Source organism: Paenibacillus sp. W4I10 (assembly GCF_030816325.1).
GTDB classification, from domain to species: domain Bacteria; phylum Bacillota; class Bacilli; order Paenibacillales; family Paenibacillaceae; genus Paenibacillus; species Paenibacillus amylolyticus_B.
This window is the reverse complement of sequence record NZ_JAUSXX010000001.1, coordinates 2791877-2810762: the sequence shown is the minus strand read 5'-3', so window position 1 is coordinate 2810762 and position 18886 is coordinate 2791877. Positions and strand designations below refer to the sequence as shown.

Annotated in this window: 17 protein-coding genes; 15 read left to right on the top strand and 2 right to left on the bottom strand. The window is 48.1% G+C overall.

Annotation, left to right across the window (positions count from 1 at the left end; all coding sequences use genetic code 11):
- The first annotated feature begins 158 nt into the window (after nucleotides 1-158).
- Entirely contained in the window at nucleotides 159-1199 is a 1041-nt protein-coding gene (locus QF049_RS12480) for a SepM family pheromone-processing serine protease (RefSeq protein ID WP_307537756.1), read from the top strand.
- A 285-nt stretch (nucleotides 1200-1484) separates the two neighbouring features.
- On the opposite strand, the gene QF049_RS12475 is transcribed toward QF049_RS12480, so the two are convergent.
- Both QF049_RS12475 and hmpA read right to left on the bottom strand, forming a co-directional pair.
- Nucleotides 1485-2717, bottom strand: coding sequence for a nucleotidyltransferase (locus QF049_RS12475; RefSeq protein WP_091031958.1), 1233 nt, complete (start codon nucleotides 2715-2717; stop codon nucleotides 1485-1487).
- A gap of 249 nt (nucleotides 2718-2966) precedes the next feature.
- Complete coding sequence (hmpA, locus tag QF049_RS12470) at nucleotides 2967-4202, bottom strand: NO-inducible flavohemoprotein (protein WP_307537752.1); 1236 nt, start codon at nucleotides 4200-4202, stop codon at nucleotides 2967-2969.
- A 462-nt stretch (nucleotides 4203-4664) separates the two neighbouring features.
- Between hmpA and QF049_RS12465 the strand changes: the two genes are divergently transcribed.
- The 14 genes from QF049_RS12465 to ylxM all read left to right on the top strand — a co-directional run bounded on the left by QF049_RS12465 (nucleotide 4665) and on the right by ylxM (nucleotide 18865).
- Nucleotides 4665-5171, top strand: coding sequence for a YceD family protein (locus QF049_RS12465; RefSeq protein WP_091031953.1), 507 nt, complete (start codon nucleotides 4665-4667; stop codon nucleotides 5169-5171).
- A 67-nt stretch (nucleotides 5172-5238) separates the two neighbouring features.
- The gene (rpmF, locus tag QF049_RS12460; protein WP_017689233.1) at nucleotides 5239-5412 is read left to right on the top strand and encodes a 50S ribosomal protein L32; all 174 of its coding nucleotides are present in this window, start codon (nucleotides 5239-5241) and stop codon (nucleotides 5410-5412) included.
- Between the two features lie 372 nt (nucleotides 5413-5784).
- Nucleotides 5785-6333 (top strand): transcription factor FapR, encoded by a 549-nt coding sequence (fapR, locus tag QF049_RS12455; protein WP_047842457.1) that lies wholly within the window; start codon nucleotides 5785-5787, stop codon nucleotides 6331-6333.
- On the top strand, nucleotides 6330-7325 hold the full coding sequence (gene plsX / locus QF049_RS12450) for a phosphate acyltransferase PlsX (protein WP_017689231.1): 996 nt from the start codon (nucleotides 6330-6332) through the stop codon (nucleotides 7323-7325). Before fapR ends, plsX begins: the two co-directional genes overlap by 4 nt.
- Nucleotides 7326-7333: 8 nt before the next feature.
- Nucleotides 7334-8323 carry a beta-ketoacyl-ACP synthase III gene (locus tag QF049_RS12445; protein WP_076209487.1) on the top strand — a complete coding sequence of 330 codons (990 nt, stop codon included), beginning with the start codon at nucleotides 7334-7336 and terminating at the stop codon, nucleotides 8321-8323.
- 25 nt (nucleotides 8324-8348) lie between these two features.
- The gene (fabD, locus tag QF049_RS12440) at nucleotides 8349-9281 is read left to right on the top strand and encodes an ACP S-malonyltransferase (RefSeq protein WP_150364882.1); all 933 of its coding nucleotides are present in this window, start codon (nucleotides 8349-8351) and stop codon (nucleotides 9279-9281) included.
- A gap of 37 nt (nucleotides 9282-9318) precedes the next feature.
- On the top strand, nucleotides 9319-10068 hold the full coding sequence (gene fabG / locus QF049_RS12435; protein ID WP_017689228.1) for a 3-oxoacyl-[acyl-carrier-protein] reductase: 750 nt from the start codon (nucleotides 9319-9321) through the stop codon (nucleotides 10066-10068).
- Between the two features lie 152 nt (nucleotides 10069-10220).
- A complete protein-coding gene (gene acpP, locus QF049_RS12430; protein ID WP_024630176.1) occupies nucleotides 10221-10454 on the top strand; it encodes an acyl carrier protein in 234 nt (77 codons plus the stop codon).
- A 177-nt stretch (nucleotides 10455-10631) separates the two neighbouring features.
- Complete coding sequence (gene fabF / locus QF049_RS12425; protein ID WP_062833763.1) at nucleotides 10632-11870, top strand: beta-ketoacyl-ACP synthase II; 1239 nt, start codon at nucleotides 10632-10634, stop codon at nucleotides 11868-11870.
- A 13-nt stretch (nucleotides 11871-11883) separates the two neighbouring features.
- Nucleotides 11884-12588 carry a ribonuclease III gene (rnc, locus tag QF049_RS12420; RefSeq protein ID WP_091031948.1) on the top strand — a complete coding sequence of 235 codons (705 nt, stop codon included), beginning with the start codon at nucleotides 11884-11886 and terminating at the stop codon, nucleotides 12586-12588.
- Between the two features lie 180 nt (nucleotides 12589-12768).
- Nucleotides 12769-16338: a chromosome segregation protein SMC gene (smc, locus tag QF049_RS12415; RefSeq protein ID WP_307537743.1), complete on the top strand. Its 3570-nt coding sequence runs from the start codon at nucleotides 12769-12771 to the stop codon at nucleotides 16336-16338.
- 108 nt (nucleotides 16339-16446) lie between these two features.
- Complete coding sequence (gene ftsY / locus QF049_RS12410) at nucleotides 16447-17460, top strand: signal recognition particle-docking protein FtsY (protein ID WP_307537741.1); 1014 nt, start codon at nucleotides 16447-16449, stop codon at nucleotides 17458-17460.
- A gap of 146 nt (nucleotides 17461-17606) precedes the next feature.
- The gene (trhA, locus tag QF049_RS12405; protein WP_017689222.1) at nucleotides 17607-18254 is read left to right on the top strand and encodes a PAQR family membrane homeostasis protein TrhA; all 648 of its coding nucleotides are present in this window, start codon (nucleotides 17607-17609) and stop codon (nucleotides 18252-18254) included.
- 260 nt (nucleotides 18255-18514) lie between these two features.
- On the top strand, nucleotides 18515-18865 hold the full coding sequence (gene ylxM / locus QF049_RS12400; protein ID WP_017689221.1) for a YlxM family DNA-binding protein: 351 nt from the start codon (nucleotides 18515-18517) through the stop codon (nucleotides 18863-18865).
- Nucleotides 18866-18886: the final 21 nt, after the last annotated feature.

The following is an 18886-nucleotide window of genomic DNA, read 5'->3' as shown; positions in this document are numbered from 1 at the left end:
CAGGCTATTGTTTACAGCGGCCTATCCGGCCTGTACCATTGTATGCACAAGGACCAGAGTGTTAGACTTGAAAAAATGATTAAACAAGATGGAATTACTATCGCTGATTAGTGTAGAGTTCAGCTTATATAGAGATACAAAGAACGGAGGCTCATGCGATGAATCGGATTCGGAAATCTGGCGGATTCAGAGCTTCGATCTTTGTGATCGTGGTGGCTCTGGTCGTCTATGTTGCCGTGTACATGCCAACGCCGTATATCATATATATGCCTGGCAGTGCAGATGAAGTAAAACCAATGGTAACCGTTAAGGGTGGAGACCAGGAAGAACGCGGTGTGTTCATGATGACAACCGTGTCGGCAACATATGCCAATGTGTTTTTGCTAGGAACCTCTCTGTTCAATAAAAATGCTCAAGTGGATAAAAAGGAAGACCGACTGCGCGGCAAAAGCGAAGCGGAATACTCTGCTGAACAGGTGTGGTTCATGAGTGACTCACAATCCTCCGCAATGGAGGCTGCATATGAGCAGGCTGATGTGGCTTACTCTATTGTACCTGAACATATCTTTGTATTTGGACTGTCCGAAGACCCCAAACCGGAAGGAGACATTGCTCCGGGAGATATCATTCTGGGAGTGAACGGAACAGCTACGCCGGATAATACGGTGCTTTCTGCCCAGTTAAAAGATAAAAAGGTCGGAGATACAGTCGAAATGCAACTGGAACGTGGTGGAGAGACCATTAGCCGGGACGTGAAACTGATTCAGGTAAAAGACAGTAAAACGGGTGAAACCCGCCCGGGACTCGGCGTTATGATTGGTGCGGTTCAGAAGGTGAAAGCTGAAGATCCGGACAAACAGATCTCCTTTACAGATACTCAGGTTGGTGGTCCGTCTGCCGGCTTGATGTTTACGTTGGAGATCTATAACCAGTTAACACCTGGAGATCTGACCAAGGGGCATCGAATTGCGGGTACGGGTACCATTACCAAGGACGGTGTGGTGGGTGCCATTGGTGGTGTAGTGCACAAGATTGTAGCAGCTGATCGAAAAGAAGCGGAGATCTTCTTTGTGCCGAAGGATAACTATAAGGAAGCAGCAGCCAAGGCTGAACAGATCGGCACCAAAATGAAACTTGTGCCTGTGAGCACGGTGGATGATGCGCTGGCTTATTTGAAAACCTTGTCCGTGAAATCATAGGTTATAATCGGGCGGGAAGAGATCGAGTTGAGTTGAACCGCATGAATAAAGAACGGATGAAATCGGAATAATTGAATACAGTGGAATGAAGTGTGATCAAGAGATTTGAGAAGATCAACAGAAGTTAATAAGGAAATCCCCTAGTTGCGAGGTGCCTGAGAGGCGCGCAGCAGCTAGGGGATTTTTTAATTTTATAGTTGAGTAACGAATAGTGGATATCAATAATCTGTTTGATGATGGAATGAAAAGCTTCTTAGGAGATGAAGCCTTATGGGCCAAAGCGGATTACAGTCTCACAGGCGACTCATAGTAGTCACTGAACATCTTGCGTGTGTCCCTATGCTCGCAAGCGAGCCCATACGCAACCTGAGCTTGTATATCCAGTTCAAGTTGATTGTGTGTGAACGTCGACGGTTTCAGCACAACAGGAAGCGATGCAGTCTTCTTCATTTGTTTAAGCAGGCTCTGCCCTTGAGCATTAAATCCGAGGACTCGTAGATATCCGGGTCCGGCAGCCAATTGCTCTGGTGAACACTCGGCTTTGGTGTGATTCAGGAGCAGGTGGGCGAGCATACGCTGGAGTTTGGTGCGTGTGTATCGTTTGGTCTTCAGTGCATTCAGGAGTGCTTCGACTGAAGGCTCCGGGAGCTGAGCGAGTGCACGGCTCAGTCGGTGTTCCAGGCCTTCCGTGACTTCGGCGATGCGTTCCAGCTCGGAGGCACGGCGGGTGGCCGCAAGGTGCAACAGCGGCTGTGCAAAGCGCTCCCAGTGTATGGGAGCGCGCCCTTCCTGCCATTCGCGATGCAGAATGGCAAGGGTTGCCGCCGGCACGTATGGCGCGGCGGCGTTGGGTCCGTCCGCCATCAGCAGGCGGCGGACGGCTGTGGCACTGGCGATCGCCCCCGGCCCGGGCGTCGCCTCATGATACGCGGCACCGGTACGCGCCGCCGTAAAGGGCTGGATCGCGCTGCCAAGTCTTTGCAGCGCGATCAGGTAGTGCAGCCCAAGCGAATTGTTGGGCTGCTCCAGCAGTGCAGCGGCGTCGTGAGCATCGACGCCGCCGGGCGCCAGTGCCGCCGCCGCGCCTGCGTACGCGGCGGGGTAGCTGGCGCCTTCCCGCAGGCGGCGCGCGATGTCCTCGCGCATCCCTGCGGGCTCCACAGCCAGCACGCGCGCAATGCGCTGCAGGCTGTCCAGGTCGCCAGACTCGCTGCCAAAGCAGAGCGAGTCCACAATGCCGGTGCGGTGCAGCAGCGATACCGCACCGAAGGCAAACCACTCGGCCGGTTGGACCGCGTACGCAACCGGCAGTTCAAGCACGAGATCCGCGCCTGCGTGCAGCGCCATCTCGGTGCGTGCCCTTTTACCAACGATGGCGGGTTCGCCACGCTGGAGAAAAGGGCCGCTCATAACTGCAACAACGGCGTCTGCGCCGCTTAGCCGCCGAGCTTCTTGCAAATGATAGACATGCCCATTGTGCAAGGGGTTATATTCAACAATGACGCCTACGGCTTTCATGATTAGACGTACTCCTTTCGATTGGATAACCGAGTATGTATAACATCCATTCCATCATAGGGGATGTCATGTATTAGATCAAATCATGCGCCAATTCAGACAAGAAAAAGGCACAAATCCAACATCAGCAGATGTCAGACTGTGCCTGCAAATCTATTGTATATTACAGATTTTTGATAATTGGAGAACGACTTCTTCATCTTAATAAGTCATCTTAATAAATCATCATACATCTCGCAATCAGCACGCTTAGACACTTTCCGGCGCGGGAGATAGACTTGCTTTCGGCCCAAAAAATTCATAATGAATGTTGTCCGCTGTAACACCAAGCGCCTGAAGTTCCGTATACACTGCCTGCATGAACGAAACGGGTCCGCACAGATAATAGGTGGCATCCAGTTCATCAATCACTTGACGAAGCCAGGTAGCATCCATATAACCTTCCTTATGAAAATACTCATTTTCACGATCAGCCTCCTCAGGTTGAGTATAACAATAATAAGCTTTAACGCCCTGATTACGTTTGGCCAGACTGTTCACATGATCACGGAACGCGTGCGATTGACCATTGGGACTTGCATGCAAAAATGTAATGGGACGATTCTCATTCAAGTTAACTAGCGTGTCTAACATGCTGATCATTGGCGTTAAGCCAACACCACCACTTAGGAGAACAACAGGTCGTTTATCGTCTGCAATCAGCGTGAAGTCGCCAGCAGGAGCGGATAGCTCCACCAGACTACCTTCTTCAATGTGATTGTGGAGATACGTGGATATAACTCCGTCAGGGCGCTCTAATACACCTCGCTCACGTTTAACGGAAATGCGATAGTAGGGTTTACCCGGGGTATCTGAAAGGCTATACTGACGAATCTGGGTAAATGACTGTGCCTCTGGCTGGATTTTGATACTGATGTATTGTCCCGGTTCATAACTGGCAATGGGCTGACCATCGTCTGGAACGAGGTAGAAGGACGTGATGATTTCACTTTCCTGCACTTTCTTGGCAACCTTGAAGGTACGAAATCCTTCCCAGCCACCCGTCTGGTTTTCCGCTTTTGTATACATATCCTGTTCGATCCCGATAAAGGCACCTGCGATGACATTATAGGCTTCGCCCCATGCTGTGATAATCTCATCCGTTGCTGCGTCTCCAAGGACATCTTTGATGGCTTGAAGCAGATAGGTGCCGACAATCGCGTATTGCTCAGGAACGATACCCAGGCTGCGATGTTTATGTGCAACTTGCCGGACGGCAGGCAGGATGGATGACAGATTATCGATATGCAGGGCAGCGGTGTATACCATATTGGCGAGGGCGGCTTGCTGTCGTCCCTGTTTCTGATTTGCGTGATTGAAAATATTCAATAGTTCCGGATGAGCTGCGAACATCGTTTCGTAAAAATGGCGTGTGATCGCTTCACCGTGAACTTCAAGTACGGGTACTGTAGATTTAATGACTCTAATGGTGTGCTCACTTAACATACATTTTCCCTCCCGATATGATATGAAATAGTTGGATAATAAATCGGTCATGGAGCTGATCGTGCTTTGGTTTATAGCAAGTATAGATAGGGGGCAAGCGGGTCTGTGTGATATAGATCACACTAAACGTTAACGAAATGTGACCAGTGTTTGCAAGGAACTACAACTAAAATGACGACTTGTGATTTATCTTGAAGTGAGTCTATAATAGACCAGATGGAGTAAACGGTTCTGAGCCATTGGTTTTAAAAAGGGTGTAAAGTTAAAAGTGTTGACAAACGTCTTGAAAAATCGGTATAATGATTTTTGTTTGTTAAGTCAATTTCATAATACTTTTAACGATGAATCGTCAGAATACATACAGTCAGGATATATTGCTTTACAAAAGCAGTCTTGACCTGTATAACTGTCGTGATACGTTTGACATGCATTATGAAATTGGTTTCGTTTGGAGTGATGGAAATGTTAATGCCATTTCGCAAAGTGGCTACCAGTGATGGCCCCCTGAAGTTTAACGAACAGTGGGATATCAAGGAACTGGTTTCTAACCGACAAGATATCACAGCCGTTACCCCGCTGACTGCGGACTTATCTGCAGAATTCAGAGAAGGTGACGTTGTGGATGTTCATGGCAAGCTGACCATAGGAGTGGACATGTTGTGCTCCCGTTGTCTTAAGCCGATCAATGAACATTTTCATATTGATTTTCATGAGCAATTCAAGCAGGGAAAACAGCCAGAGGAATTACACGAAGACGATGATACGCTCTATGTGGATGGAGATAGCGTTGATCTGAAGGGTTATGCCGAGGAAGCTTTTCTGCTGGATCTTCCGTTTATACCGCTATGTAGCGATACATGCAAAGGGTTATGCCCCAAGTGTGGCCATGAGCTGAACGAAGGTGACTGCGGTTGTGATAACCAGGTTATCGATCCGCGGCTTGCAGGGCTCAAGGATTTTTTTAAATGAGCATGATTGAAAATCGAACATTTTAAGACTACCTGCAAAGGTTGATTTTGATAAGGAGGTGGGAATAATGGCAGTACCTCAACGGAGAACGTCCAAGACGCGTCGCGACAAACGTCGCACTCACTTTAAATTGGCTGTACCGGGCATGGTGAAATGTGAACAATGTGGCGAACTTAAACTTAGTCACCACGTGTGCAAAGTGTGCGGAACGTACAAAGCAAGAGAGATCATCTCTCAATAATAGTTGGACATTAAGTAGCACTTCATTTCGATGAGGTGCTACTTTTTTTGGATTAGAGAGTGTAGGTAGAGTGAGCTAACAAGCATGAAATCCTTGCTCCACAAGGGTGAATTGTTTTTGTTAGGCCAGTCTTTCTTTTTGACACGGGATGAGATATACTATAGTTTAGTACCAGGTTCTAAGATTTGACGTTACATATAGATGAACCATAATCCGTTTGAGAACGACCCTGGTGACCAGGGATGCAACTATAGAAGCAACACGAAAGAATGGTTGAACTGGCCGGACGGGACGGTTCCGTAAACGATACAGCGGGGGGTGTCAGGCATCGAACGTGTACCGAAGAGACAGAGGCAACAGCAGTTAACCAAAATGATAGAAGAGAACCCGTTTGTGACGGATCAGGAACTTACACGCCAATTGAAGGTGAGTATTCAGACGATTCGTCTTGACAGGCTGGAACTTGGAATACCCGAACTTCGGGAGCGGATGAAACTGATGGCAGAGCTCTCGTATGATCAGGTACGCTCGTTGCCCTTGCATGAGATTATCGGTGATATTGTGGATCTACAACTGGATAAAAGCGGGATTTCCCTGTTTGAGATTAAGGAAGAACACGTGTTTTCCAGAACAGGCATTGCACGTGGACACTATGTCTTTGCACAGGCCAACTCCTTGGCTGTAGCGATTATTAATGACGAGATCGCGTTGACTGCATCAGCAGACATTCGCTTTGTCCGTTCGGTTCATTTGGGAGAGAAATGTATTGCAAAGGCTTATGTGAGATCGATTCCGGGTCAAAAGGGCAAAGCCAAAGTGGAAGTATTCACTTATGTAGGTGAAGAAATGGTGTTTCAAGGCAACTTTGTAATCTACCATTCAGGTGGAGAAGACAGCGGAGAAGGAGGTCATTTGGAATGAAAATCGTCATTGATGCCATGGGAGGCGACAATGCACCTGCATCAACGGTAGAAGGTGCGATTGCCGCAGCCACGGAATGGGCGGATACACAGATCGTCCTGATCGGCGATGAAGCCAAGCTGGAACCTCTTTTGAGTCAGTCAGGTGTGAGACCTGCCAATCTTACGGTCCGGCATGCTTCCGAAGTTATTGGTTCGGATGATGAACCCGTCAAAGCAGTGCGTCGCAAGAAGGATGCCTCCATGGTGGTCGCAGGCCGCATGCTGAAAGAGGGCGAAGCGGACGCGATGATCTCGGCGGGCAATACTGGAGCGTTGATGACAGCGGGTTTGCTTGTTGTAGGTCGCATGGAAGGCATTGAACGTCCGGCGCTTGCGCCTATGATTCCAACGATTGATGATGTAGGTGTGCTTGCGCTGGATCTCGGAGCGAATATGGATGCCAAACCGGAGCACCTTGCACAATATGGCCTGATGGGCAGTTTGTATCGGCAAAAAGTGCAGGGCATTGAGTCCCCACGAGTGGGCTTGCTCAATGTAGGAACAGAGCCAGGCAAGGGAAATGAGTTAACCAAACATGCATACCCTTTACTGGAACAACTCCCAATTCGGTTTGTCGGTAATGTGGAGGCACGTGATGTGCTGACTGGTGCTTGTGATGTGCTTGTATGTGACGGTTTTGCAGGAAATATCCTGCTGAAGTCGCTGGAAGGCACAGCAGGTGCCATTTTCGCCTTGCTTAAGGAACAATTTTCATCTTCTCTCAAAAGTAAACTGGCTGCAGCTGTACTAATGCCTGAGCTGCGTGGGTTGAAACGAAAGCTGGATTATACGGAGCATGGCGGAGCGCCACTCCTCGGTTTGAGCAGACTGGTTGTGAAAAGTCATGGATCTGCTGATGGCAATGCCATCAAAAATGCTGTGCGCCAAGCTCGGATTGCAGTGCAGAACCAGCTGGTAGAGAGCATATCTAAGGAAATTAGCGGGAAGTGAGTGACGATATGAATAATTTGCGCCCAGTAGGGGTTATTGGTACAGGGAAATATGTGCCTGAGAAAATTTTGACGAATAGCGATCTGGAGAAAATGGTCGATACCAATGACGAGTGGATCGTCAGTCGTACAGGAATCAAAGAGCGTCACATCGCTGCACCTGATCAGGCAACTTCTGATCTGGCATACGAAGCGGCTATTAAAGCCCTTGAATCTGCAGGCATGACAGGCAGTGATCTTGATCTGATTATTGTTGCAACCATTACTCCGGATTCTTCGTTCCCGTCGACAGCCTGCATCTTACAGGACAAATTGGGTGCAAAAGGTGCCGCGGCATTTGATCTGTCGGCTGCTTGTTCCGGATTTGTATACGGTTTGGCTAGTGCTACGAGCTTCATCCAAAGCGGTATGTACAACAATGCACTTGTTATCGGTGCGGACTGCTTGTCTCGCATTACGGATTATACAGACCGTAACACATGTGTCCTCTTTGGTGATGGAGCTGGCGCGGTAGTCGTTGGTGAAGTTCCGGAAGGTCGCGGCTTCAAAGCATTCGATCTAGGTGCTGAAGGTTCTGGCGGTAGTCTTCTTCAGATGGAAGGCGGCGGTTCCCGTCTGCCTGCTTCCGCAGAGACCGTTGAAAATAAAAAACATTACATCTACATGAACGGTCGTGAAGTGTTCAAGTTTGCGGTACGTGTCATGGGGACGGCTACCATTGAGGTATTACGCAAGGCTGGTATGGAGCGTACGGATGTGGATCTGTTTGTTCCTCACCAAGCGAATATTCGGATTATCCAATCTGCGATGCAACGACTTGAACTTCCTGAAGAAAAGGTTGTAGTCAACGTGGATAAGTATGCAAACACATCGGCAGCTTCCATCCCGCTTGCTCTGGTAGAAGCTGCGGAGGAAGGTCGCATGAAAGCCGGAGATACCGTCCTGATGGTTGGATTCGGTGGCGGTTTGACATGGGGAGCATCGGTACTCGTTTGGTAAAATAGACATCTGGGAGATGAATGAGATGGGTAAAATAGCATTTGTATTTCCCGGACAGGGATCACAGGCTGTAGGCATGGCCAAGGACGCTTATGAGTCCGTGCCTGCGGCAACCGAGATTTTTCGCACAGCAGATGAAACATTGGGTTTCTCGCTGAGCAACCTTGTATTTGAAGGACCGGAGACCGAGTTGAAACAGACATCAAATACACAACCGGCTCTGTTGACAGCAAGTATTGCCTTGCTTGAAGCTTTCAAAGAAAAAGGAATTCAGCCTGACTATACGGCTGGACACAGTCTGGGAGAATACAGTGCACTGGTGGCAGCGGGCGTTCTTTCGTTTGCTGACGCAGTGAGCACTGTGCGGGCACGTGGTCAGTATATGGAACAGGCAGTACCGGGTGGACAAGGAGCGATGGCTGCTGTGTTGGGTGCGGATCGGGAAGCGCTGGGGGTGCTTTGCCGTGACGTATCTGAAAGTGGTCATGCGGTTGAACTTGCCAATATGAATTGTCCGGGACAAATCGTCATTTCTGGTGTGAAGGAAGGCGTAGCTGCTGTCGCGGAACGAGTGAAAGAAGCAGGCGGTAAACGCGCCATTGCATTGGAAGTAAGCGGTCCGTTCCACTCTTCATTGATGAAGGGTGCAGCCGAGAAGCTGGCAGAGAAACTGAAAACCGTTACGTTCTCACCAGCAGCGGTTCCCGTAGTCGCTAATGTGACTGCAAGACCTGCAGAGGATGGACAGGTTCAGGATTTGTTGACAGCTCAGGTCTATTCTCCTGTATTATGGGAAGACAGTGTGACATGGCTTATTGAGCAAGGCGTGGATACGTTCATCGAGATTGGATCTGGCAGTGTATTGACCGGTTTGATTAAAAAAACAGATAAAACCGTAAAACTGTACAATGTGAACAGTCTTGAAACGCTCGAAGCAACGGCAAGTGCGTTGAAGTGATTAGCAGGGATTAGATTTGGGGAAAGGAGGAATGATTATGTCTAAACCATTAGAAGGTAAAAATGCACTCGTTACCGGGGCATCCCGGGGCATTGGGCGCAGTATTGCACTGGCACTTGCAGAAGCTGGAGCGAACGTAGCCGTGAATTATGCGGGTAGCCAAGCGGCAGCTGAGGAAGTGGCGGAAGCGATTCGTGCCAAAGGTGTCAAGGCGATTACACTTCAAGCCAATGTTGGCCTGATGGATGAAGCTGAACAAATGGTCAAAGCCACACTCGAAGCATGGGGCAACGTTGATATTCTGGTGAACAATGCCGGTATTACCCGTGATAATCTGATCATGCGTATGAAAGAGGAAGAATTCGATCAGGTTATTGAAACCAATCTCAAAGGTGTGTTTAACTGCCTTAAGGCGGTTACACGTCCAATGATGAAACAACGGTCGGGAAGAATTATCAATATCTCCTCGGTTGTAGGTGTTCTCGGTAATGCTGGACAAGCGAACTATGTTGCTGCCAAAGCAGGAGTTATTGGCCTGACAAAGGCATCTGCTCGTGAACTGGCTTCTCGTGGAATCACAGTTAACTGTGTTGCACCAGGTTTCATTGAGACAGATATGACAAAAGAGTTGTCCCAGGAGCTGGTGGACGGTATGCTAAGTGGTATTCCGTTGTCCCGTTTGGGTCAGCCGGATGAAATCGCCGGTGTAGTCACTTTCCTGGCTTCACAGGCTTCATCTTATATGACAGGGCAGACGCTGCATGTCGATGGTGGCATGTACATGTAATTCTTCCCGGACTTGAACAATAGTCGGGGAACAGGCGCTGGACGATCCGAAATGCCGGAAAAAGGCCGGGTTCCCCGGCCGGGAGCCGCATATGTCTTCTATGGCATTTTGCCTGCGATTCTCGTATAATACCAAAGAAGGAGGTGAACCGGATGTCCGATGTATTGGAGCGTGTAAAACGTATCGTCGTCGACCGCTTGGGCGCAGACGAAGCTGAAGTTACACTTGAAGCATCTTTCAAAGAAGATTTGGGTGCTGATTCTTTGGATGTAGTGGAATTGGTCATGGAATTGGAAGATGAATTTGATTTGGAAATCTCTGATGAAGATGCAGAAAAAATCACGACCGTAGGTGAAGTTGTAAACTACATACAATCTCATACCTAAAGTCATTTTTAGTCCCGCACATGTTTTCGAACAGGCGGGACTTCTCATCATTCATTGGTTTTTCTCATTCCGCAAGCAGCTCTATTCAAACAGGCCTATCTTGGTTGAGTAGATGTCTGTTTGCGGATATTCCCACAAAATACTTGCGTAATGCAGTCGATATAGAGGTGACTCGGTTTGAAACAAAGAGTAGTAATTACCGGAATGGGCGTAATGACATCGCTCGGAAAAGATTTGGAAACGTTCTGGGGCAGTTTAATGGCAGGAAAGTCCGGAATTTCTCAGATTGAGGCGTTTGATGTTAGTGAATACACGACACAGATTGCAGCTGAGATCAAGGATTTCAACCCGGAAGAATATATGGATCGCAAGGATGCTCGCAAAATGGACCGTTTTGTACAGTTCGCTGTGGCAGCCGGCTTCAAAGCCGTTGAAGACAGTGGTCTGAAAATTAACGAGAATATTGATGCAGAGCGTTTCGGTGTATCCATCGGATCAGGTATTGGTGGATTGGGTACGTGGGAGGACCAACATAATGCATTGTTGCAAAAAGGTCCAAAACGGGTAAGCCCATTCTTCATTCCCATGATGATCTCCAACATGGCTTCAGGCCAAATGTCCATTTCTCTTGGTGCCAAAGGTCCTAACATTAACGTGGTTACCGCTTGTGCAACAGGTACACACTCTATCGGAGATTCCTTCAAACTGATTGCCAATGGTGATGCAGATGCCATGATCTGTGGTGGTGCGGAAGCAACAATCAGACCAACGGGTCTTGCAGGGTTCTGTGCGATGCGCGCAATGTCTACACGTAATGATGATCCTGCGAAGTCCAGCCGTCCTTTTGATACAGAACGTGATGGTTTTGTTATGGGCGAAGGCGCTGGTGTTCTGATTCTGGAATCCCTGGAGCATGCTCAAAAACGTGGTGCACGTATTTATGGTGAAGTGATCGGTTACGGTCTGACAGGTGATGCACATCACATGACAGAACCAGATCCAGACGGAGCAGCACGTTGCATGAAGATGGCACTTCGCAATGCGGGTATTGAGCCTGAAGAAGTGGATTACATCAATGCACACGGAACTTCGACGCCTGTAGGTGACAGATCCGAAACGCTTGCGATCAAAAAGGCGTTTGGTGATCATGCGTACAAGCTCGCCGTGAGTTCCACTAAATCCATGACGGGCCACATGCTTGGCGCTGCTGGTGGTGTAGAAGCGGTCATCTGCGGATTGTCACTGACACATCAGACACTGGCTCCAACGATTAACCTGGAAAATCAGGACCCTGAATGTGATCTGGATTATGTACCAAATGTTCCACGTCAAACCAAAGTTAATATTGCCATGTCCAATTCATTTGGATTCGGCGGTCACAATGCCACCATTATTCTCAAAAAATTTGAAGCATAAGGGGCTAGTTCGTTTGAGTGAAGATCTGAAGCAGTTACAACATAAACTTCAAATCAAATTTGACAACAGGCAGCTTTTAAAACAAGCGTTTACCCATGCTTCTTATGTAAACGAACACCGGTTCAGTCAGCATCAGGACAACGAGCGCCTGGAGTTTCTGGGCGATGCCGTGCTGGAACTGACTGTATCGGAATACTTGTATCATTTGTATCCTAACCGTCCGGAAGGTGAATTAACTAAGCTGCGGGCATCCATTGTCTGTGAGCCTTCCCTCGTCAAATTTGCTGAAGCGTTGGGTTTTGGGCAGTATGTACTTCTTGGTAAAGGTGAGGAACTAACTGGAGGACGGACACGGCCGGCTCTGCTGGCGGATGTGTTTGAATCTTTCATTGGTGCATTGTATCTGGATCAGGGGCTTGCGCCTGTCCGGGCATTTCTCGACCAGCATGTCTTCCCATTAATCGTATTGGGCAGCAAGCTGCAAATGAGTGATTACAAAACGGAACTGCAGGAACTTACTCAGCATCACAATATGGGAGCTTTGGAATACCGTATCGTTGAGGAACGGGGACCTGCCCATGAACGTGAGTTTGTCTCGGAGGTCCATATGGGTCAAGAACGGCTTGGTAGAGGCACAGGACGTTCCAAAAAGGAAGCGGAACAACAGGCTGCATCTGCAGCACTTGATCGACTGAAGCTTCCGGAAGCCGGAGCTTAACCGATAGCGCATAGACAAACGAAGAGCAAAGAGCAGCCCGCGGGTCCGCCCCGGCGGAAGTAATCGGCCGGACTGCTTTTTGCTCTTTTTTTTGTAAAGAGGTTCAGGGGGAGTTAGCCTGATACTTAGGCGCTGGAATGCAATACTTGAAATTTGCAAGAGGAGGTGACGAGAAACCCTATGTTTTTAAAACGGATTGAATTGGGTGGATTCAAGTCATTCGCCGACAAAACGGAGATGGAGTTCGTTCGTGGCATTACGGCTGTTGTAGGTCCGAACGGAAGTGGCAAGAGTAATATATCGGACGGAATTCGCTGGGTTCTGGGGGAACAAAGTGCCAAGTCGCTGCGTGGTGGCAAGATGGAAGATATCATCTTTGCAGGCAGTGACGCACGGAAGGCCGTTAATTTCGGTGAGGTGTCGCTAACACTCGATAACGAGGATCACGCACTTGCGTTGGATTTCGGAGAGGTGACGGTGACTCGTCGTGTACATCGCAGCGGAGATAGTGAATATTTTATTAACAAGCAATCTTGTCGTTTGAAGGATATCACGGAGTTGTTTATGGATACCGGCATCGGTAAGGAAGCCTACTCGATTATTGGACAGGGGCGAATCGAAGAGATTCTCAGTACCCGTTCAGAGGATCGCAGAGGTATCTTTGAAGAAGCTTCAGGTATCGTTAAATATAAATCCCGCAAGCGGGATGCGACGCGCAAACTGGATGAGACAGAGCAGAATTTGCTGCGTATTCATGATCTGGTGACTGAACTGGAAGATCAGATTGGACCGCTAAAGGAACAATCGGAGAAAGCGATCCACTATAAAGAACTTCGTTCTCAGCTCAAATCGCAGGAAATTTCCATGTATGTGTACCAGATCGAACAGATTCATGCATCCTGGAGTAAGGCCAATGAGCGACTGCAATCCCTGAAGCAGGAAGAGGTTGGACTCGCAGCGATTGTCTCTACCCATGATGCCAAGCTGGAAAATGATCGGAATGCGCTGCGTATCCTGGAAACAGAGACAGAGCAACTGCAAGCCGCTTTATTGCAATTCAGTGAAGCGACAGAGAAAAGTGAAGGGCTTGGAGAATTGCTCAAGGAGCGCTCCCACCATCTGCAAACAAATCAGGAGCAGCTCAAAGTAACGCTTGCCGCCAGTGAAGAGAGACATCGCGAACGGGAAACCGAGCTGCTTGCACTTCGTGAGAAGTTTGGCAAACTTGAGCATGAACTGAATGATGTGAGAAATCAGTTGTCTCAGGAAGAAGCCAAACTCATCGGTGTCACAGGCGGCATTAGTCAGCAGCAAGAGGAAAGCCTCAAAGGCAATTTGCTGGAACTGATGAATCAGATGGCTCAGACACGCAATGAAATTCGTTATGTGGATCAGCAGAAAGACACGCTGGAGCGCAGAATGAATCGCGCGGCTGAGGAATCGGGCAAATGGGAAGATCAAAAAGAGACACTGGAAAGTCGCAAAGCGGACATTGAGAAAAAAGTTGTTCGCTTGGGCAAAGAAATCAGTGATCTACGTGGTGGTTACATTACGGAAAGTGAACGACTCCAGTCGCTGCAGAAGCTGCTTGAAGAAAGTCGGGGCACAGTTCGTAAATGGGAACAGAAGCGTGAAGCTCAAGTTTCCCGCCGCGATACGATGAAAGAGATGCAGGATGATTTTGACGGATTCATGTTGGGTGTCAAGGAGGTCCTCAAGGCTTCACGCAAAGGCACACTTAACGGTGTTCATGGAGCTGTAGCTGAACTCGTCAAAGTTCCAGAAAAGATTGAACTTGCTGTAGAGACAGCGATGGGAGCATCCTTGCAGCATGTGGTCATGGAAAATGAATCAGTTTCCAGACAGGCAATCGCTTTCCTGAAGCAACGCCAGTTGGGGCGTGCAACATTCCTGCCTCTGGATGTCATTCGTCCTCGTGCCATTGGAGCAGCTGAACGTTCCATGATCGAAGGTATGGAGGGTTTTGTGGGGATCGGTGCTGATCTCGTTCAATTCGAATCCAAGTACGCTTCGATCATTGGCAGCTTGCTCGGTAATGTTATTATTGCCGAAACGCTGGAGGTTGCGAATAAAATTGCGGCGCGCTGCCAGTATCGTTTCCGGGTTGTGACACTTGAAGGTGACGTGGTCAATGCGGGTGGTTCCATGACGGGTGGTAGCCAGCACAAGAAAAATGTGAGTCTGCTCAGTCGGAAACGGCAGCTGGACCAGCTCGATCAAGATATTTTGGATACGGAAAATCAGATCGTGAAACTGCATCGCAGTGTGGATGATGTAAAAGTTCAACTGGAGCAGTGTCAGGACAAACTGGATGAACTTCGTCAGTCCGGTGACGATACCCGAAATGCAGAACAGCAGGCTTCGATGGAAATGAAGCAGGTAGAGCATGAGCTTCGCCATGTGCTTGAACAGGTTGCCGTTGCCGGGCAGGAGAAGAGCGGCTTTACTGAAGAGATCAAAGAGCTGGATACGGCTCGCATCGTCGCTGTGAAGAAGCTAGAGCAGCTTGAAGAGGAAGAAAAAGCGACTCATCGTGCCATTCATGCAGCTGAGTTTGCTCGGAAAGCCAATGAATCCGCGAAGGAAGAATTGCAGAGCCAACTCACCGAATTGAAAGTGCGCGAAGGCAAGCTCGATCAGGAGCGATTCTCCAATGGAGAACAATTGCGACGTCTGGAGCGAGAAGTGGAGTCGTTGGTGAAAGATCTTCGTCAGAATCGCACGTTGCTGGCTTCGATGGAAGCAGATTTCAAGAAAACACAGACCGAGAGTGTCAAGCAGATTGAAGATCTGAACCAGTACAAGCTGAAAAAAGCGGAAGCTTCCCAGGAGCTGGACTTCAAACGTGCTGCCCGAAGTGAGTTGTCTAAAAAGCTTGAGCTTGCCGAGAGCGAAACGAAGGAACAGCGCACGCAGTTAAAAGCTGTGGAAGAGCAGATGCGACAGACGGAAATTTCCGTGAACCGGCTGGATGTTGAGCTGGAAAATATACTGCGAAAACTGACGGATGAATACGAACTGGGCTATGAACTGGCCAAAGAGCGTTATCCTGTGCCGGAAAATGTGGAGCATACACAGGCAGAAGTACAGAAGCTGAAACGCAGTATATCCGCCCTGGGTGATGTTAACCTGGGAGCGATTGAGGAGTTCCAGCGGGTCAATGAGCGATACGAGTTCCTGAGTGAACAGAAGAATGACCTGGTGGAAGCTAAAACAACGTTGTATCAGGTTATTCGGGAAATGGAAGACGAGATGGCGAAGCGATTCAAGATCACGTTTGATGCCATCCGCCGTGAGTTCGGTACCGTGTTTACCAAGCTGTTTGGCGGGGGACGTGCTGACCTTGTTCTGATGGACCCGGAGCGCTTGCTTGAAACGGGAATAGATATCGTGGCTCAGCCACCAGGCAAGAAACTGCAAAACCTGCAACTGTTATCCGGTGGGGAGCGGGCTTTGACGGCAATGGCTTTGTTATTTGCCATTCTGCATGTCAAACCTGTACCATTCTGCGTGCTGGATGAAGTTGAGGCAGCGCTGGACGAAGCTAACGTCGTACGTTTTGCCCAGTACTTGCGTGAATTCTCCGAACAGACACAGTTCATCGTTGTTACCCATCGGAAAGGTACGATGGAAGAGGCTGATGTGCTGTACGGTGTTACGATGGAAGAGGGCGGAGTATCCAAGCTTGTTTCGGTTAAACTGGAAGATGAGGAAGCAGTAATTGCCTGATCTGATCCAAACCTGCGAGACAAATGAACTCATTGTAATCATTGAAAATCATTCAGATTGAGCATTTTTGCAAAAGCGCTTAGATTATGTACACGATGGAGGGGCTTTATGAGTTTTTTTAAAAAGCTGAGAGACAGCATTGCAAGCAAAACGGAGTCGGTCACCAAACAGTTCAAGGATGGATTGGAAAAGACACGTAAAGGGCTAGTGGAAAAAGTGTCGGATCTCGTAATCCGCCGCAAAAAAATCGATGAAGAGTTCTATGAAGAATTGGAAGAGATTCTGATTGGAGCAGACGTTGGCGTTAATACCGTTATGAATCTGATCGAAGATCTGCGCGTTGAAGTGAAAAAACGCAAAATTGAGGACGCGGCTGAACTGCAGCCTGTGTTGTCTGAGAAACTGACGGATCTTCTTCGCGGTGAACAGAATAACGAATTGAAAATGAACCCGAATGGCATTACCGTTATTTTGTTCGTTGGCGTTAACGGTGTTGGTAAAACAACAACGATTGGCAAGCTTGCACATCGATTTAAACAGCAAGGTAAAAAAGTCATCATGGCAGCTGGAGATACGTTCCGTGCCGGAGCCATTGAACAGCTGGAAGTATGGGGACAACGTGCCGGTGTCGATGTTATCAAACAGCAATCTGGTTCTGATCCAGCAGCGGTTATGTATGATGCGGTACAGGCAGCGAAACAACGGGGTGCGGATGTTTTGCTCTGTGATACAGCAGGTCGTTTGCAAAACAAATCGAACCTGATGGACGAGCTTAACAAGATCTATCGTGTCATTCAGCGTGAAATTCCGGATGCTCCGCATGAAGTACTGATGGTACTGGATGCAACAACAGGTCAAAATGCTTTAAACCAGGCTAAACTTTTCGGTGAGAAAAGCGGTGTAACTGGCCTCGTACTGACGAAACTGGATGGAACAGCCAAAGGGGGGATCGTTGTTGCGATCCGTCAGGAGCTGGACTTACCTGTGAAGCTCGTAGGACTGGGTGAGAAGATTGATGATCTGCAGCCGTTTGATTCTGAGCAATTTGTGCATGCTTTGTTCGCCGGATTGATCCAGGAACAGCCAGCGGAAAGTGCTGAAGAAGAGGAAGCTAATTCCTAGAATCATTAATAATAGGATGAATTAATAATGTTAACCGTATTGCCAGTGATATACGTGATAAGTGTCACGTGTAATGTCACTGGCAATACGTGTATAATGGAGGAATAAAGAAGGCAATGTTAAAGGGTTAGAAAGGACGGTTGAAAATGGCCAATACGTATACCTATTCTCGCCGTGAAGAAGTCGCCAATGCGGTGACACATGGAATCGGCGCTGCACTCAGTGTAGCTGCACTGGTGATATTGATTGTATTTTCAAGTATGAAAGGCACGGCTTGGCATGTGGTCAGTTTCACGATTTACGGGATCACCATGCTGCTGCTCTATACAAGTTCTACACTCGTGCATGCATGGAAAGATGGAAAAGTGAAAGATTTATTTGAGATTTTCGACCATTCTTCCATTTATTTGTTTATTGCGGGATCGTACACTCCGCTTTTGTTTATTGCTGTTCGCGGTACACTTGGATGGACCCTGTTTGGTATAATCTGGGGTATCGCATTATTCGGCGTGATCTTTAAGGCGTTTTTTACGAAAAAGTTTCTATTCATGTCCACGATTTTCTATATTGCGATGGGCTGGCTCATCGTTATTGCCTGGCAACCTCTTATGGCTGCCATTCCTACAGGCGGCATTGTGTTGCTGGTTGCTGGAGGCCTGATGTATACACTGGGTACGCTCTTTTATGTGTGGCGTGGATTTCCGTACCACCATGCGATTTGGCATCTCTTTGTGCTAGCAGGAAGTATTCTTCATTTCTTTATGGTACTGCTGTACCTGACACCACTTCGTTAGAACACCATAAACGGATGCATCTCCACGGACTGAGACGCATTCGTTTTTCTTCTACATAGAGGTGATCGCAGAGATACAGATAGGATTTCCTTGTTGTAAAAAAGGACATAAACCACCGGTTAAACATCGAAATAACATATCATCAGAGCTGTTTTGATTGTGACAAGTATTTTTGCTTGACAACCTGATTTGTTTTAGGTATTATTAGGAACGTTGCAAGAGTGTAAAGTGTTTTTCCTTGACGAAGGGAGTGCCCCGATGTGAGTCAAGAAAATCGGCTTGAGAAGACAAACCGGATTAACTTGCTGTTTGCTTTTTATGAATTGTTACTTACCGAGAAACAGCAGACTTTTCTAAAGTATTACTTTCATGACGATTTCTCACTTGGTGAAATTGCAGCCGAGTTTGAGATCAGCCGCCAGGCGGTATACGAGCATATCAAGCGTGCCGAGCAAGTGCTGGAAAATTACGAAAGCAAGCTGGGCTTGCTGGAAAAGCATGAACGGCGTAATCGCAATCTTGAAGATTTGCAAAATGCATTGGAACGCGCAGGCGTATCCATTGATAACAACAAACAAATACACGATATTGTTGCTCAGCTTAGTGAATGAAAAATTGGCTGAGCGGAACGT

Excerpts from the sequence above, each read along its gene's own strand:
- QF049_RS12480 (WP_307537756.1), top strand. The coding sequence starts at position 159 with ATGAATCGGATTCGGAAATCTGGCGGATTCAGAGCTTCGATCTTTGTG.
- QF049_RS12475 (WP_091031958.1), bottom strand. The coding sequence starts at position 2,717 with ATGAAAGCCGTAGGCGTCATTGTTGAATATAACCCCTTGCACAATGGG.
- hmpA (WP_307537752.1), bottom strand. The coding sequence starts at position 4,202 with ATGTTAAGTGAGCACACCATTAGAGTCATTAAATCTACAGTACCCGTA.
- QF049_RS12465 (WP_091031953.1), top strand. The coding sequence starts at position 4,665 with ATGTTAATGCCATTTCGCAAAGTGGCTACCAGTGATGGCCCCCTGAAG.
- rpmF (WP_017689233.1), top strand. The coding sequence starts at position 5,239 with ATGGCAGTACCTCAACGGAGAACGTCCAAGACGCGTCGCGACAAACGT.
- fapR (WP_047842457.1), top strand. The coding sequence starts at position 5,785 with ATGATAGAAGAGAACCCGTTTGTGACGGATCAGGAACTTACACGCCAA.
- plsX (WP_017689231.1), top strand. The coding sequence starts at position 6,330 with ATGAAAATCGTCATTGATGCCATGGGAGGCGACAATGCACCTGCATCA.
- QF049_RS12445 (WP_076209487.1), top strand. The coding sequence starts at position 7,334 with ATGAATAATTTGCGCCCAGTAGGGGTTATTGGTACAGGGAAATATGTG.
- fabD (WP_150364882.1), top strand. The coding sequence starts at position 8,349 with ATGGGTAAAATAGCATTTGTATTTCCCGGACAGGGATCACAGGCTGTA.
- fabG (WP_017689228.1), top strand. The coding sequence starts at position 9,319 with ATGTCTAAACCATTAGAAGGTAAAAATGCACTCGTTACCGGGGCATCC.
- acpP (WP_024630176.1), top strand. The coding sequence starts at position 10,221 with ATGTCCGATGTATTGGAGCGTGTAAAACGTATCGTCGTCGACCGCTTG.
- smc (WP_307537743.1), top strand. The coding sequence starts at position 12,769 with ATGTTTTTAAAACGGATTGAATTGGGTGGATTCAAGTCATTCGCCGAC.
- ftsY (WP_307537741.1), top strand. The coding sequence starts at position 16,447 with ATGAGTTTTTTTAAAAAGCTGAGAGACAGCATTGCAAGCAAAACGGAG.
- trhA (WP_017689222.1), top strand. The coding sequence starts at position 17,607 with ATGGCCAATACGTATACCTATTCTCGCCGTGAAGAAGTCGCCAATGCG.